Source organism: Desertivirga brevis (genome assembly GCF_017355835.1).
The window spans coordinates 1394519-1409912 of record NZ_JAFEWF010000001.1 but is presented as its reverse complement, the minus strand read 5'-3'; the positions used below and the strand labels follow the sequence as shown (position 1 = coordinate 1409912).

Below are 15394 nucleotides of genomic sequence, written 5' to 3'. Positions count from 1 at the left end.
TTGTAAAATATGGAAAACTTTATTCCTTTTCTGATTGGAATTGCTTTGTTTATTTATAAGATCTGGTCTAATTTCACAAAGGAACAGGAGAAGGCAAGGAAACGAAGTCCTGGCCGTCCTGTATCTTCAGAAGCAAAACCTGCAGATCATAAGCGTGGTATGAACACTTCTATTCCTACTCCCACAAAAACTCCACAGCCTTTCTTATTGGAGGAAATGCCCAATAGCAATGATCAACACGAGCCTAAATACAAACATATTTACGAGCGGGAAAGGCGAAGCGGGAAAGAGCACCAGGGTAAAGCTTATGAGTCTGGCAACCATGAAATTTTGTTGTCAAAAGAGGGATACAATCCTGAAGAGGTGGCCGATGAAATAAAAACCAGTCGGAAAATACACAAAGCACCCAAGCATCGGCAGGTGGTGATCCAGGAAGAGGAAGAAGTACCCGTAGAGTTTGACATGAAGAGTGCCGTGATCGCAGAAGCTATTTTAAATCGTCCAAAGTTTTAATGCGTTTTTTCTTGAAATTTAAAGAACTTGTACTTTTACAAGTAATGACAGCTTTTGCCTTTTCCGCAGAAGCGCAAAGGGTAGTCGACAAAGCAGTAGAGTTTTGGCCGCAATATTATCTTCATGTACCAGTTGATTCTGTATGGTCTGTTTCGGCTGACTATTCTGACCGCTACGATAACTTCAATGACAAAGTGCAGTGGATCGGTCGCGTGGGATTAAACTACCAGTTGAGCAAGATGATAAGTGTTTCGGCAGGGTACGCCTACTCCGAGTTTTTTACGGCCTCAGGAATAAGGAGAGAAAACAGGCCCTGGGAGCAGTTGACGGCAGTACATAAGTTCAAAAAATTTCGAGTTAGCCATCGCCTGCGGTTAGAAGAGCGTTTTCAAAAGGATACCAGGGCAGAACGCTTTAATTACAGGCTACGTTATCAATTCCAGGTTCAGGTACCTGTTTTTAAGAATCAGAAAGGCTATTTTTTTATTTCCGACGAGCCTATGATCAATTTGGGAAAAGAACTGAAGGGACTTAATAAATTTGATCAAAACCGTTTTCAGTTCGGAATGCAGTTTAAACTAATGGAAGATTTTTATCTTACTCCCGCCTATCAAAGTACTTATCAGATCCAATCAAACAAAAAAGATTTCAGAAGCCTCAGCATATGGAGGATTGGAATTACCTATCGATGGGAGTAAAACTTCCCCTTTTCTATAAGAATTAAGGAAGTTAATAGGTTTGGTTAAATAAAAATCTGACCTTTTAAGTAAGTCACCGCTTGTCCAGACATCAATACCCGGTCTCCATTTAGCTCGCACCAAAGCTCACCTCTTCTTGCTGATATTTGAAATGCATGAAGCTTTGACTTGCCTAGCCTTTCTGCCCAGTAGGGTATCAGGTTGCAGTGTGCTGAACCTGTAACGGGGTCTTCAGCGATACCAACCGCAGGGGCGAACATGCGGGAAACAAAATCACTGTTGGTTCCGGGAGCGGTTACAATAATTCCAATGGCGTCTATTTTCGCAAGTGCATTAAAGTCTGGCTGGATGGCAGCCACCTGTTCCTCTGTCTCGTAAATGAGCATGTAATCTCGGGATTTGTAAACTTCAATAGGAGGCATCGACCCAAGTGCTTCAATCAATTCTGATGGGGCATCTACCAATTCGGGAACCCTGGTGGGAAAATCAAGGGTATAAAGTCCATCATGACGGCTGACGGTCAGAGTTCCGGCCCTTAAAGTATGAAAGTGAATAACGTCTTTTGTATATCCAAGTTCAGTAAAAAGTATATGGGCCGAAGCGAGGGTTGCATGTCCGCAAAGGTCGATCTCCAGCTCAGGAGTAAACCATCTTAACTTATATCCATCACCTTCAGGAACAAAAAAGGCAGTTTCGGCAAGGTTGTTTTCTGCTGCGATCTTCTGCATTACAGGATCAGGAAGCCAATGTTCTAATGGGCATATTGCAGCAGGATTGCCTCCAAACAATTTGTCAGTAAAGGCATCGGCTTGGTAAATAGGTAAAGTCATAAGAAGTGTTTTTTGCTAATATATTTATTAAGTAAAAATAGAAAAGCTCCGGGAGTGTTTAATTGTTGTATTTATCACTGCAAATTTCCTTTCTGCTAAACTTTTTGTCGCTTTTACCCTTTTACATCCAAGGGGAGATCAGATTTGCCTTCATACTTCTATGGAAGAAATACTTGAACAAGTGCGGCTTTTTGCTGAGAAAGCACATGGAGAACAAACTCGAAAGTATTCTGCTGAAGGATACGTATTCCATCTGGTTCGGGTCATGGAGATGTGTAGGGAACACAGCCAGAAGTTACCGGTACTTGCCGCGGCCCTTCTCCATGATGTTCTCGAAGATACCCCGGTAAAGAAAGAGGAAATACGAACTTTTCTAAGTGGGCTGCTGGAGAAAAACGAAGTTGAGTATACACTCAAACTAGTGATAGAGCTTACTGATATTTATATTAAAAAGGATTATCCCAAGTGGAACAGGCGAAAAAGAAAGGCAAGAGAGGCGGAGCGCATTGAGAAAACGAGCGCGGACGCGCAAACCGTAAAATATGCCGATATTATAGATAACTGTCGGGAAGTGATAGAGAAGGATCCCCAATTCGCTGCAGTTTTTCTTAGAGAGTGCAAGAATCTTTTGGCTAAAATAACTAAAGGTAACAGAACGCTCTATAATCAGGCTGTAAAAACAGTTAACGATCGTCTTTGGGTGCTTTTACGATAATTCCATATTGTCGGATAAAGCCTGTAAAAGTGTCTGGTGTTTTTTATACTATCTACTATTTGTCAAGTCACAGCAATCGGTGATACAAATCATTTCCTAAGCCTTAGTTCTTTTTTAAAATTGGAGTATTGAAGCGCAGGGTAATTCCTGACTTTCAGCCAGATCAATAAACTCTAATAATGGAAAAATCAATTTTTAAAAAACTAGTCTTACCTGATGAACTAAGTACGATCCTTGAATCGAAAGAAATAATCCTGGCCGAAAGCAGGGAAGATTTAATTGATCTTTCCCTCGGAAGGATTAATGGAAATATTTTTGAAGTTGTTTATGATACGCCCGGAATTGGTAAAGTGATCGAAGCAACAGTTGTTAGATGTAAAAATGGAATTTCAGTAAATTATACTGATCCTTACCTTAGAAGACGCGATCCTGATTGTATGGTGATTGCAGATGACCGGCCGACAGATAAACCAAAGTTCGTTGACCGTTATGGCGTTAATTTTGAGGGTTTAAGAAATGAAACATTCGAGTGGCTTAACCAGCAGGAAGAACTGATCGTTGTCCCATTTATGGCAGGTGGAGACGAATCAGGCTACCCAGCATTGATGGTCGCACCCGCTAATGCAGGTTTTTTTGCTGCAGGATTGGCTGACCTTCAAGGTTTCATTCCCAGGAGTAAGATTACATCAGAGTTTAAACCCCGTGCAATTATATATGTAGCTCCACCATTCAGGCATACACATTTTTCCGGTAAACAGGTAGTTGTTCATAATCGTCTCCATAAAATGCATGAGATGTTCGCGTATAACCTGTATCCTGGACCAAGTGCGAAAAAGGGCGTTTATGGCGTGCTCTTGAATATTGGCGAAGAAGAGGGATGGACTACCTTACATGCTTCCGCTGTGAAAGTAGTGACTCCATATGAAAATGATTTCACCATTATGCACGAGGGAGCAAGTGGGGGAGGTAAGAGTGAGATGACCGCTGCCTCTCACCGTGAGCCAGATGGACGCTTGCTATTAGGCGTGAACATCAAGAGCAATGAAAAGTATTATATCGAAATAAAAGAGGAGTCTGAATTACATCCGGTTACTGATGATATGGCGCTCGCCATACCATCATTACAGAATAATAAAAAGTTAGTTATTAAGGATGCTGAGTATGGGTGGTTCTTAAGGATCAATCATATTACCAAGTATGGAACAGATCCTGAAATAGAACGGGCAACAATTCATCCGAAAGAACCATTGGTGTTCTTGAGTATGGACGGAAAACCAGATTCTACCTGTCTGATCTGGGAGCATACCATGGATGCGCCAGGCAAGCCGTGCCCGAATCCAAGGGTGATATTGCCTAGAAGATTCGTCGAAAATACAATCGACGAGCCAGTAGAAATTGATATCCGCAGTTTCGGGATCCGTACCCCTCCTTGTACTAAAGAAAATCCAAGTTATGGAATCATTGGTATCTTCCATATTTTACCTCCAGCACTTGCCTGGTTATGGAGATTAGTGGCGCCACGTGGTCACGCGAATCCAAGTGTTACCAGCACAACCGGAGGTATGGTAAGTGAAGGTGTGGGTTCTTATTGGCCATTTGCTACAGGTTTAAGGGTTGATCAGGCTAATATTCTGCTTGAACAGATCCTGAATACTCCACTAACAAGGTATATCCTGATCCCTAACCAATACGTTGGGGCTTATAAAGTTGGTTTCAGCGGTCAATGGATTGCACGCGAGTATTTATCAAGAAGAGGTAATGTAAGTTTCAAAAAGGAACCTCTGGTTGCTTCAAGATGCCCTCTGCTGGGATATGCTCTTGAATCCCTGAAAATTGATGGGCAAATCGTTCCTAAGCATTTCTTGCAGATCGATCAGCAGAAAGACAACGGAGTTGAAGGGTTTGATGCAGGGGCGGCAATTCTTACGGAATTCTTCAAAAAAGAACTTGAACAATATTTGGTACCTGACCTGCACCCTCTTGGAAGGAAGATAATTGAGACTTGTCTGAACGATGGTTCTCTTCAGGATTATATTGACTTGATCCAGCATCCTCTTGAGACGAAAAAAATAGAAACACCCGTTGACGGGCGTATAAATGAAACTCTGGAAGTGAATTTGTAATAATTTGGTAGTTTAATTGAGCGCCGGCTGTTTGCGAATGCGGACAGCCGTTTTTTTATTTCCACACACATTTTATTTCCGCTCTCGTCTATATATCACCAGTCCCAGGCTCTTGTCAAAACCTAAATGCTAAAGCAAACGAGTCAATCAGTAAAAAGATGAGCACTAGATGCAAACGATCGTCACTATTATCGCTGACAAGCGTCAGCGGGATAGAATAATTTTTTCTTAACTTGGGATAATAATTTTTTTATCATGAAAAAGATTTTTGTTCTTGTCATTTCAATGCTAGTTACAGTGGAAGTGATATTTGCGAATACAGTACTTCGAAATACTGGAGATCCTTGTTCAGCTACGCTGGCCAAGGATAAGGAAGTACTACAGGAAACGCATTTGTTGTTCAGAGATGGCAAGGTTTATAAAGTAGAGAACAGTGAGTCGAAAGTGCTTCAGAAAGAGCTACAGCTTAACAACGGCACAGTTGTTCACCCTGATGGTGCCTACGAGTTGAAAGATAAAAAGCGATACGTCTTGTCGGATGGTGAATGCCTGGATATGAACGGTAGTCATTATCTGAACCAGAGGATGCTGAACCAAAAGAGACCCATGTCTGCTGACGAATTGCAAAGGAGCAGGAATCAGAATACGGAAAAAGGTAGTAAGGATAAACAATAACGTCAGGTCCTGATATATATAACCTCTCCAAAGGAAATAGCTCTCTCCCAGATATTTTCAATGGCAATTTGTCCCGCAAGGGCCATTAGGAGCCGTATTACTCCTCCATGGGTCACCACCACTGTTTTTTGATGCTCTGCAGCTTTGAGCTCTTCCCACCATAATTCAACTCTATCTTTCATTTCAAGCATTGTTTCTCCAGCTGGAGGACATCTGTTCATATAATCTTCCATCCAAAACTCACTCGCCTTACGGTCTATTGTGTCCCAGGTTTTGCCTTCCCAGTCGCCGAAGTTCAACTCAAATAAGCGCTCATCGCAGATTACTCGTGAAGAAATTGCTTCTGCAAGTAGGTAACAACGTTGGGACGGACTAGAGTAAACTACGTCTATATCCTCAGGGAGAGACCTCAATACCGCTTCCAATTCCTCTTGAAAAGAATCAGCTAAAGGCAGGTCTTTCCTTCCGTAAATCAATCCTTTGGATAATTGCGGTTGAGTATGTCTTATTAGGTAAACTTCCATAAGGGAATAAGGAACAAGTAAAAGCTTACTTCGGTGATCAATTGAACAGCTCCCAGGCAATCTCCCGTATATCCTCCGATCCACTTCCGGAAGTACTGTTTTAGGTACACGCTTATTAGAAGGAGAGCCGGGACCAGTAAGATCAACATGGGCTTTCCTGTAAAAAACAGCAATAGGATAAACGGAACTGCAGCCAAAATGCAGGCTATAATCAGGTCTTTCACAATATGTCTTTGAGAAACAAAGGACGCTTTACTTTTCTCAGTCTCGCGCACATACTCATTCTTATATAAAAGGCTGGAGGCATTAAATCGGCTTAGACTGTGCGCGGAGATAATAACACTTAATTGAGTAAAAGGCTGACTTTGGGATAAACTCACGGCTTCCTCCAGTGTATGGAACCTTAGAAGCAGGATAACGCAAATTCCCACAACCCCGTAAGCGCCAACCCGGCTGTCTTTCATTATTGCGAGTATTTTTTCTTTAGTCCATCCTCCCCCAAAGCCATCACATACGTCTGCAAAGCCGTCTTCATGGATAGCTCCGGTTAATAGAACAGAGCTAGCGATGGCTAATATCACGGCAATGGACCGGTCAAAAAGATATTCACCCGCCAGAAAAACAAGAGCACTGCTTATCCCGGTTATCCAGCCTATCAACGGGAAATAGCGGATAGAACCAGCCAGATGGCTCTCATCCAGCTGTACTTTACATGGGATACGGGTATAATAAGAGATGGCTGCAAGAAAAGTCTTTAGCTGTCTTTCCATTAGCTTTTGTTAGTAACAGAGGCACTCTCGAAACTTGCCATTTCATTTAAAAACACAACTGCACTTTCAATAAGCGGGAATGCAACAGCTGCGCCACTGGCTTCGCCCAGGCGCATTCCCAAGTGCAACAGCGGTTTCACTTTTAAATAGTCCAGTAAAAGCTTATGGCCTTTTTCGTCGGATTGATGAGCAAATATTGCATTTTTTTTCACTGCTGGATTCAATAGGTAGGCACAAAGAAATGCACTGGTACAAATGAAACCGTCTACAAGTATGATCATTCCCTTTTTTTCAGCCTCTAACATCGCTCCTGCAATTTGAAGGATCTCAAATCCTCCAAATTGTGCCATAAAGCTCTCGGCACTTCTATCTCCTGAATAATTTTGGATAGCCAGTTCCAGTATCTCTATTTTTCTTTTTAATTGTTCATCCAACAGCCCTGTTCCTTTGCCTGCGCAATCAGCAATAGGAATATTACAAAGCATACTCATTAGCACTGAGGCGCTTGATGTATTTCCAATTCCCATTTCTCCAAAACCTATTGTATTGCAGCCTTCCTCATGAAGCTTTGATACCACTTCAGCTCCCTTTTGCAAACAAAGCTGCAACTCTTCCCGGCTCATTGCAGGTCCATTAAGAAAAGCCTGTGTCCCTTTGGCGATTTTATTGTCTATTATGCCTTTATTTCCCGGAAAGTCATAATTAACCCCGGCGTCAACCACCTTCAATGTAATTTGGTGCTGGCGACAAAAGACACTTACAGCTGCCCCTCCTGTAAGGAAATTATTAACCATCTGGCTCGTTACTTCCGGAGGAAAAGCGCTCACCCCGTGTTGGGCAATTCCATGATCTGCTGCAAAGACCACAATATGCGGACGACTGATACGGGGTTTGATAGTATTCTGAATAAGACCTATTTGTTTGGCAAGATCTTCCAATACTCCCAGCGATCCTAAAGGCTTTGTTTTATTATCAATCAGGTGCTGAAGTTCTTCTTCCAGGTTTCTTGAAACTTCTTGTTTTCCTGAAGTTGTTTCACTAACAGGTCCAGCAAGGGGAGAAACTGCGTTTATTTCTACTACAACTGGATGCGGCGACTTTTTCTTCCAGCCTAGTTGTTGCAACATTGGCTGCTTATCATAATTCGTTGCCGGTTTCCCTACGCAGAAATATCCCAGGGCTTCAATTTCATCCGGCAGGTTAAGGATCTTCTTAAAATTATAGTAGTTTAAGATGGATACCCAGCCCATGGAGTAACCTTGTTCCGTAAGGGAAAGCCAGATGTTTTGTACAGCACAAACCGCGCTGAATTTTATAGTCTCGTTACTGGCAATAGTGCCAATGGTGAAGTCGTTAAGTACCGACCGGTCATAGGCAACAACCAAACCAAGAGGAGCATCAAGGATACCTTCGAGCTTTAAAGAAGAATAAGTGGATTTTTGGCCGGGATCGGTAATTAGATCAGATGCCTTTTGATTGTATTCTTCAAATAGTTTTTTGATCTCCAGCTTTACCTCAGTCGACCTGATCAGATAGAATCTTGTAGCATCTGTTAATCCTACAGATGGGGCAGCATGACCAGCCTCCAATGCTTTACGTATAACTTCTTCTGGGACCGCTTCATTGCTAAAGTGCCTTGTGTCTCTTCTTGATTGGAAAATCTCCTCTAAACTTAACATGATTGCCTTCTTTTTAAATACAAGGGTAGTCCCGATACCATGAAAATCGCTTCTTCTGCCTGATTCGCTACATATTGATTAGCCCAACCCTGCAGATCTGTGAACTTTCTTCCGACTTCATTATCAGCATGCAAACCCATCCCCAGCTCGTTTGAAATAATAATGAAAGTGCCTGGGAGATTTTGTAGTTGATCGATTTCAAGTTTGAAAGCGGAAAGCGATTTTTCTATAGAATTATCAAAATCCATAAAGAAATTAGTAAGCCACAAGGTTACGCAGTCTATCACTACCACTTTGTCTTCTATTGGAAGATCTGCAACATTCTGATATCCTTCAAAATTGATCCATTCAGGCCCGCGCTCTTGCTGGTGGCGCTCTACTCGTTTTCTGAAATCTTCATCCCAGATCTTCGCTGTGGCAACATAAACTGGATTGGCAGAAAGGCTTAATGCCATTTGTTGAGCAAAACTACTTTTACCGCTTCGCACGCCTCCGCTAATGTAAATGATCATGTCGGAACAAATAAACAGGTAAAACCTCCGATGTATAGTATTTGAAAAAGCGAAGGTTGGATTTTCAAAGATAGAAAAGTATGATCCACATTATTAAAGCAACATTTTTTTAATGTTTCTTTCGTCATAGTGTGAAGCTCCTTCATCTTAGGCCCTGGCAGATATTCTTTCTGGTTTTAGGCTAAGTTTGAGTACCTTTGTTGCCGTTATAGGTTTCCATATAGGAATTAATAGGGAATCCGGTGTGAGTCCGGAACAGTTCCCGCTGCTGTAAGCTTTATAATGTTTGCCATAACGCCACTATTCAAATGGGAAGGCGGCAAATTGGAAGCAAGTCAGAAGACCTGCCATTAACGCACAATTCATAGCTTTCGGGTAAAAAGCTGATGAGTAGATGCATGTTGTATCTATTGATAACCCCTAGTTATGAATGATTTTCATCTTTTAAAATCATTCAATGAAAAGAATATCCTTCTGCTTTGAATTCTCGCCTGCTTCTAATAAGCGGCATTTCCTTCAAGCTCATTCACACCATTTTTTAAATTATCAATCTTATGAACATTAGTCTTTTAGGTTGCGGTTGGCTTGGCCTTCCCCTGGGGGCTTTTCTCGTGGAGAAGGGTTATGAAGTTAGGGGATCGGTTACAAACCCTAAAAAATTTGAAAGCTTAGAGAGGGTAGGGATAGCACCTTTCAAAATCTCCCTGTCGCCCCAGCTTGAAGCTGATGATCCTTCTGATTTTTTTAAGTGTGAAGTTCTGATTGTGAATTTTCCGCCCAAGCGTAGGGACGATATCGAGGAATTCCACCCGGAACAAATAAGAAATTTAATTAAGGCTGTCATGGAATACGGTATTCAGAAAGTGCTATTTGTAAGCTCCACTTCTGTCTATCCTGATGTGAACAGGGAAGTATTTGAAGATGAAGATCTGGAACCGGTGAAGGGCAGTGGAAAAGCGTTAAAAATAGCCGAGGATCTGTTGCGGCAGGAGGCAGGTTTTAAAACTACTGTTCTACGGTTTGCAGGACTGGTAGGGCCGGAAAGGTTGCCGGGAAGATTTTTTGCGGGGAAAAAAGATGTGCCGAACGGAGATGCGCCGGTAAATCTTATTCATAGGGAGGATTGTATAGAGGTAATTTATCAGATAGTGAAACAGGGGGCCTGGGGAGAGGTGTTTAATGCCTGCTCTGACGTACATCCAACACGGCGCGAGTTTTATACGAAAGCTTCTTTAAATATTGGCCTTGAACCGCCTCAGTTTATCAGTAACGCTCAATCTACCTTTAAGATCATTAATTCAGAGAAGCTAAAACGCCAGTTAGACTTCGAGTTTAAGTTTGCAGATCCGATGGAAATGTTGAATGCATAATAGTATCAATTGAAAAATTAAGAAATAGATATAATGAAGATTTATACCAGAAAGGGTGATAAAGGAACTACCGGAGTATTCGGTGGAAAAAGAGAGGATAAAGACTCTCCAAGGATTGAGTGCAATGGTGCTTTAGATGAAGCAAATTCGACTATAGGATTGTTAAGAGCTAAACTAGGTGCGGATCATGAGTGGCAGCCTAATTTGCATCGTATTCAAAAGGATTTGATGGATATGATGTCTCACCTCGCCCGTCCGTCTGATTCGAATAAAGAGAATACAAATCCAAAGCCGGTTGATGGTGCTGTATTTTGTGAGCAATGGCTTGATGAACTGGAAGCTGGAATTACTTCTCCTTCCGATTATTTTCTTCTGCCCGGAGGGAATGAGATCTCTGCCTTATGTCATGTGTGCAGAACCCAGATCAGACGTGGAGAAAGAAGACTGGTTACTCTTATGAAAGCCGACCCTGCCTGTGTTGAAGATTATATTATCTCCTATGTTAACCGTCTGTCAGATCTGTTCTTTACTCTTGCCAGGGCTGAAATGGATAAAGCAGGTGTAGCTGAAGAGAAATGGCAATTGTTTTTATATAAAAGAAAGAAGAAGGCTGTAACAGAAGAAGGTTAGTAGCCGGTTTTAAGAGAATAAATGTCGGATAAAATTACAGTAGACGAAGAGGTTCCGTTAGGAACGTCGAAGGTCCGGAGCGGTGTTTTGGTTCCTCTTCTGATTCTTGCTTTAGCGATCTGTTTTATTGCAGATATTGCTTTCGGCACTATTTCTATTCCCTTTAGTGAGGTTGTCAGCATCCTGTTCTCGAAGAAGTCGCATGACGAGGCCTGGCTTTATATTATTCAGGAGATCAGGCTACCGAAGGCGATAACGGCTGTATTGGTTGGCTGCGGACTTTCCGTGAGCGGCTTGCAGATGCAAACCTTGTTTCGCAACCCTCTGGCCGGTCCTTCCATTCTGGGGATTACTGCAGGTGCAAGTTTGGGTGTAGCACTTATCATGCTGTCTGCTGGAACAATCACCAGTATCTATACGATAAAGGAAATGGGACTAAGTGGAAGCTGGCTGTTGATTACAGCATCTACTGTAGGAGCGGCAATTATAATGCTTGCTATACTAGCCATCTCGGCCTCATTAAGGGATAATGTAGTAATGTTGATTGTTGGGGTGATGATCGGAAATATTACTCTGGCAATCATAAGCATCTGGCAATACTTTAGCTCGCCGGAACAGATCAAGGAATACTTATTATGGACTTTTGGGTCACTGGGTGGGGTAACAAAGCAGCATCTCATTGTGCTGGCTGTTGCCGTAGGTATAGGGCTCATTGTTTCTTTTGCATCTTCGAAACTTCTCGACGCCCTGCTTTTGGGTGAAAATTACGCCCGCAGTATGGGCCTTACAGTAAATCGTGCGCGTTTGTTAATCATTTGCAGTACTAGCCTTCTTGCAGGTAGTATCACTGCTTTTTGCGGTCCCATAGGCTTTGTTGGTATCGCTGTTCCCCACCTGGCCCGGGCCTTATTTAACACCTCCAACCATCGCATCTTAATCCCCGCATGCTGTTTAATTGGAGTAGGCCTTATGCTTATTTGCGATATCGCCTCTCAGGTTGCCGGAAGTCAAACTGCCCTGCCAATCAATGTGATCACTTCGCTTATCGGTTCTCCTGTTGTTATCTGGGTAATCGTAAGGAATAAAAATTTAAGAGGTTTTTAATGGATACGCTGCTGAGCATAGAGGGTCTTACAATCGGATACAAGAACGGTAGTAAAAAAGTAAGAGTTGCAGGACCCTTAAATATCTCCATGAAAGCAGGAGAGCTGGTTTGTTTGCTGGGACCGAATGGCGCTGGGAAGTCGACACTAATTCGCAGTATAGCCGGCTTACAAGACCCCTTCGAAGGAACTGTGCAAATCGAAGGAACACTTCTTTCCAATTTAAAACCTATAGAAATTGCAACCAAACTGAGTGTCGTACTCACTGATCCTGTACGGTCGTCGAACCTGGATGTTTATTCCCTTATTTCGCTTGGAAGAAATCCATATTCGGGATGGCTTGGACGTCTGGGGAAAAAAGACAGGGAAATTATCCGGCAGTCTATCGCTGCCACCCACCTGGAGGGTTTCCTGGATAGGAAGATAGGGCAGTTAAGTGACGGTGAATCACAGAAAGTGATGCTGGCAAGAGCCCTTGCCCAGGACACGCCCCTTATTGTACTGGACGAACCCACCGCCCACCTCGACCTTCCTAGCCGGATCGAAATGATGCGCTTACTGCATCGTCTGGCCAAGGAAACCAATAAAGCTATTTTGGTATCAACCCACGAGCTGGATTTGGCCCTGCAAGTTGCGGATAAGATATGGCTGTTAAAAAAGGACGGAACCTTAGATGCTGGGTTGCCGGAAGATCTCGTTCTTAATGAGGTTTTCGAAAAGGCATTTGAAAAAAATGGAATCCTCTTTGACCGTGAAAGCGGAACGTTTAACATTCACGAAGAGGGACAAAAGAGTATAAATCTGAAAGGAAGAGGAGCTGCTGCCTTTTGGACTAAAAGAGCTTTAGTACGAAACGGATTTGTTGTAGGAGAGATGAATGAATTACCCCTGATTGAAGTCACGACACAAGCAACCTGGATCATCAGTACAAATAGCGGCAGAAGCGAATGTTCATCAATAGAACAATTAATAGGGGAATTGCGGAGGCTGGGTACTCAATAACCAAAAAAAAGACGGCGTTTGAGGACCGTCTTTTCTGTTTATCGACTATATACCTCTAAAAACTCAAGCCATATCTCAACGAGAAGCTTCTTCCCTGAAGGTTATAACCTCTTTTTTCATAGTAGTTTTCGTCAGTTATGTTGTTAAGAAGCAAGGAAAAGGTATGTTTCTTAGCATAGGTATAACTGCCAGAAAGGTCTACCGTCATGAATGCGGGGTAGACAATTACAGGTGCCTTACTGTCGCTAAAAATATCTGTACGATTTCCTACGTAACGGTTGTTTAAGCGAATTGCTACGCCTTTTAACGTATTGTACTCAACCCCAAAGTTACCTGTGAACTTCGCCACATTGTTAATCCCTTTATAAGTTGATCTATCGGATCCTACTGTGACTTCGGTGGCTTTGAAATTATGCGTTGCATCAGCGTAGAAGCGCAAGACATAAGTATGATCATACAAAGCTCCCAGGTCGTACGAAACTTCCCATTCCAAGCCCCTGATAAATGCCTTATCTGCATTGACATAAGTTGTAACATTCGTTATCTGAGCTCCATTCGGGGTCTTTTCACCAGGTGCCGCTGCCGAAACACTTTTTGTTATCCTGTTTTCAACATCAGTAAAGAAATAGGTAACATCAGCCGATAATCCGAAATTTGTTTTGAAAACTCGTAATCCGGCATCCCAGGAAATAGAGCTTTCATTCTTCAAGCCAGGGTTGCCGCGAGTTACGTCTACTTTACCAGGACCTACATTCTCGGAGTACCCAGCTACGTTATACGCATCAGGAGTAACGAAGGCTCTGCCGAAACTTCCGTGGATGGCAAGTGATTTTAGAATGTTAAATTGTGTTGCTAAACTGGGACTGAAAAATGGATTTGTTTCTTTTCCCGGACTGTAATTTGTTAAAAGTGGTGTTGACTTTACATCGTAAGTGATCATGTCGTAACGTGCACCAGGATTAACTAAAAGCCTGTTTTCAAAAAAGCTTAGTTGTGCCTGCAAATATGCAGCAACAGATTGCAATTTGTAATTAGGAGAGTAGGTTCCTATTTCCGCCTTATCGGTAAATCTTCTCGACTCGGTAGTTGCACTCATGTAATCAATACCCGCAATCAGGCTATGCTCATTAAGTGTATATATATCTTTTAATTGAAGGCCATTCCACTTAGATGTAGCCATGTAGGAAATATAAGGAGGAATAACTACTCCATTATTTTGCAGGTCTTTATTTGCACTGTCCTCAGTGGTTAGATATCCTCGCAAAGAAACCTGATGATTTGCAATCTTTCCTGAAACAGAAGCCTCTCCCATGTATTTATTGAGATCCTTTGAGGAAGGACGGGCATTGATGTACGTGATATCGCTGGGAGCTTCCACATTCATTGCAGCGAAACGTTCAGCCTTCACATCTGCTCTCCAATTGTCAGATAATTTATAGCCAAAACGAATGTTCTGATTGTTGTAATTCACCCTTGTATATTCACGTTTCAATCCATCCGAACGCCTGTCGTCAATATGCGCTGTATCGCCGGTCAGGAAATTCTTTACGGCAATATCGTACCCGAACCAGTCGCGAAGCATATTGTTTTTTCCAAGCCTCATGTTCTTGTTACGGTCAAAGATGTTGAATGATAAGTCGTAATCTAAGCGCTTATTTATGGAACCACCAGTACTTCCTCCTGCCTTAAATGTTTCGAAAGAGCCATACTCTGCAAACAGATTTGTCCTCGGTGTTCCCGTAGATCTTCTTGTGATGATGTTAACGACACCGCCCATCGCCTGCGACCCATATAAAGCAGACGCCGGACCTTTCAAAATTTCCACACGCTCAACGTCGGAGGTGTTGATCGTTGAAATATTCGCCGTTCCCGCAGGTCTACCATCCACTAATAAAAGGGTTCTTTGGTTAAGTCCGCTAAATTGAGGCCTGAACCCCCGAATGCTTACCCCGGCCGAAAGACCCGGATATTGAATAACATTAACAGAGCTATTTTTTTTAATAATATCCGTAAGCTCTGACGAAGGAGTTAAGGCGATAGCAGCCTTACTAATAACGGTGATATTTTGGGGAACTTTATCCCTGCTTACAGAGTTTCTGGTCGAACTTACGGTTACTGTGTCCAACTGGTGCCTGGAGGATAAGCTGTCTGATCGAAGATCTTGAGCCAGAGAATAATCGAATTGACTGCAGCAAAGGGCCAGCAAAGCCAAAGACGAACGAAATTTGAACTTCATTGAATTAATTTAAA

Annotated in this window: 15 protein-coding genes and 1 riboswitch; of the genes, 9 read left to right on the top strand and 6 right to left on the bottom strand. The window is 42.5% G+C overall.

Annotated elements, in window-relative coordinates:
• Positions 1 to 9 precede the first annotated feature (9 nt).
• Together J4N25_RS06155 and J4N25_RS06150 are read left to right on the top strand one after the other, a co-directional pair.
• Positions 10 to 513: a hypothetical protein gene (locus J4N25_RS06155; protein WP_207421264.1), complete on the top strand. Its 504-nt coding sequence runs from the start codon at positions 10 to 12 to the stop codon at positions 511 to 513.
• 11 nt (positions 514 to 524) lie between these two features.
• The gene (locus tag J4N25_RS06150; RefSeq protein ID WP_207421263.1) at positions 525 to 1211 is read left to right on the top strand and encodes a DUF2490 domain-containing protein; all 687 of its coding nucleotides are present in this window, start codon (positions 525 to 527) and stop codon (positions 1209 to 1211) included.
• Positions 1212 to 1255: 44 nt separating this feature from the next.
• On the opposite strand, the gene J4N25_RS06145 is transcribed toward J4N25_RS06150, so the two are convergent.
• Positions 1256 to 2041 (bottom strand): PhzF family phenazine biosynthesis protein, encoded by a 786-nt coding sequence (locus tag J4N25_RS06145; protein WP_207421262.1) that lies wholly within the window; start codon positions 2039 to 2041, stop codon positions 1256 to 1258.
• A 160-nt stretch (positions 2042 to 2201) separates the two neighbouring features.
• Between J4N25_RS06145 and J4N25_RS06140 the strand changes: the two genes are divergently transcribed.
• The 3 genes from J4N25_RS06140 to J4N25_RS06130 all read left to right on the top strand — a co-directional run bounded on the left by J4N25_RS06140 (position 2202) and on the right by J4N25_RS06130 (position 5554).
• On the top strand, positions 2202 to 2756 hold the full coding sequence (locus tag J4N25_RS06140; protein WP_207421261.1) for an HD domain-containing protein: 555 nt from the start codon (positions 2202 to 2204) through the stop codon (positions 2754 to 2756).
• Between the two features lie 179 nt (positions 2757 to 2935).
• Positions 2936 to 4879 (top strand): DUF4914 family protein, encoded by a 1944-nt coding sequence (locus J4N25_RS06135; RefSeq protein ID WP_207421260.1) that lies wholly within the window; start codon positions 2936 to 2938, stop codon positions 4877 to 4879.
• Positions 4880 to 5134: 255 nt separating this feature from the next.
• Positions 5135 to 5554, top strand: coding sequence for a DUF6799 domain-containing protein (locus J4N25_RS06130; protein WP_207421259.1), 420 nt, complete (start codon positions 5135 to 5137; stop codon positions 5552 to 5554).
• A gap of 2 nt (positions 5555 to 5556) precedes the next feature.
• Here J4N25_RS06130 and cobC read toward each other — a convergent pair whose 3' ends face one another.
• The 4 genes from cobC to J4N25_RS06110 are packed head-to-tail and all read right to left on the bottom strand — an operon-like array spanning position 5557 to position 9039.
• Positions 5557 to 6078, bottom strand: coding sequence for an alpha-ribazole phosphatase (cobC, locus tag J4N25_RS06125; protein ID WP_207421258.1), 522 nt, complete (start codon positions 6076 to 6078; stop codon positions 5557 to 5559).
• On the bottom strand, positions 6063 to 6848 hold the full coding sequence (cobS, locus tag J4N25_RS06120) for an adenosylcobinamide-GDP ribazoletransferase (protein WP_207421257.1): 786 nt from the start codon (positions 6846 to 6848) through the stop codon (positions 6063 to 6065). The genes cobC and cobS overlap by 16 nt, the downstream gene beginning before the upstream one ends.
• Positions 6848 to 8527 (bottom strand): nicotinate-nucleotide--dimethylbenzimidazole phosphoribosyltransferase, encoded by a 1680-nt coding sequence (gene cobT, locus J4N25_RS06115; RefSeq protein WP_207421256.1) that lies wholly within the window; start codon positions 8525 to 8527, stop codon positions 6848 to 6850. Before cobT ends, cobS begins: the two co-directional genes overlap by 1 nt.
• Positions 8521 to 9039 (bottom strand): bifunctional adenosylcobinamide kinase/adenosylcobinamide-phosphate guanylyltransferase, encoded by a 519-nt coding sequence (locus J4N25_RS06110; protein WP_207421255.1) that lies wholly within the window; start codon positions 9037 to 9039, stop codon positions 8521 to 8523. Before J4N25_RS06110 ends, cobT begins: the two co-directional genes overlap by 7 nt.
• 193 nt (positions 9040 to 9232) lie before the next feature.
• Positions 9233 to 9405: riboswitch (cobalamin riboswitch) on the top strand.
• Positions 9406 to 9593: 188 nt separating this feature from the next.
• On the opposite strand from J4N25_RS06110, the gene J4N25_RS06105 reads away from it, so the two are divergent.
• Genes J4N25_RS06105 through J4N25_RS06090 form a run of 4 tightly spaced genes read left to right on the top strand, consistent with a single transcriptional unit; the run spans position 9594 to position 13144 of the window.
• Complete coding sequence (locus tag J4N25_RS06105; RefSeq protein ID WP_207421254.1) at positions 9594 to 10409, top strand: SDR family oxidoreductase; 816 nt, start codon at positions 9594 to 9596, stop codon at positions 10407 to 10409.
• Positions 10410 to 10442: 33 nt separating this feature from the next.
• The gene (locus J4N25_RS06100) at positions 10443 to 11039 is read left to right on the top strand and encodes a cob(I)yrinic acid a,c-diamide adenosyltransferase (RefSeq protein ID WP_207421253.1); all 597 of its coding nucleotides are present in this window, start codon (positions 10443 to 10445) and stop codon (positions 11037 to 11039) included.
• A 21-nt stretch (positions 11040 to 11060) separates the two neighbouring features.
• Positions 11061 to 12143, top strand: a complete 1083-nt coding sequence (locus tag J4N25_RS06095) for a FecCD family ABC transporter permease (protein ID WP_207421252.1) — start codon at positions 11061 to 11063, stop codon at positions 12141 to 12143.
• Entirely contained in the window at positions 12143 to 13144 is a 1002-nt protein-coding gene (locus tag J4N25_RS06090) for an ABC transporter ATP-binding protein (RefSeq protein ID WP_207421251.1), read from the top strand. Before J4N25_RS06095 ends, J4N25_RS06090 begins: the two co-directional genes overlap by 1 nt.
• Before the next feature lie 55 nt (positions 13145 to 13199).
• On the opposite strand, the gene J4N25_RS06085 is transcribed toward J4N25_RS06090, so the two are convergent.
• Positions 13200 to 15380, bottom strand: a complete 2181-nt coding sequence (locus J4N25_RS06085) for a TonB-dependent receptor (RefSeq protein WP_207421250.1) — start codon at positions 15378 to 15380, stop codon at positions 13200 to 13202.
• Positions 15381 to 15394 lie beyond the last annotated feature (14 nt).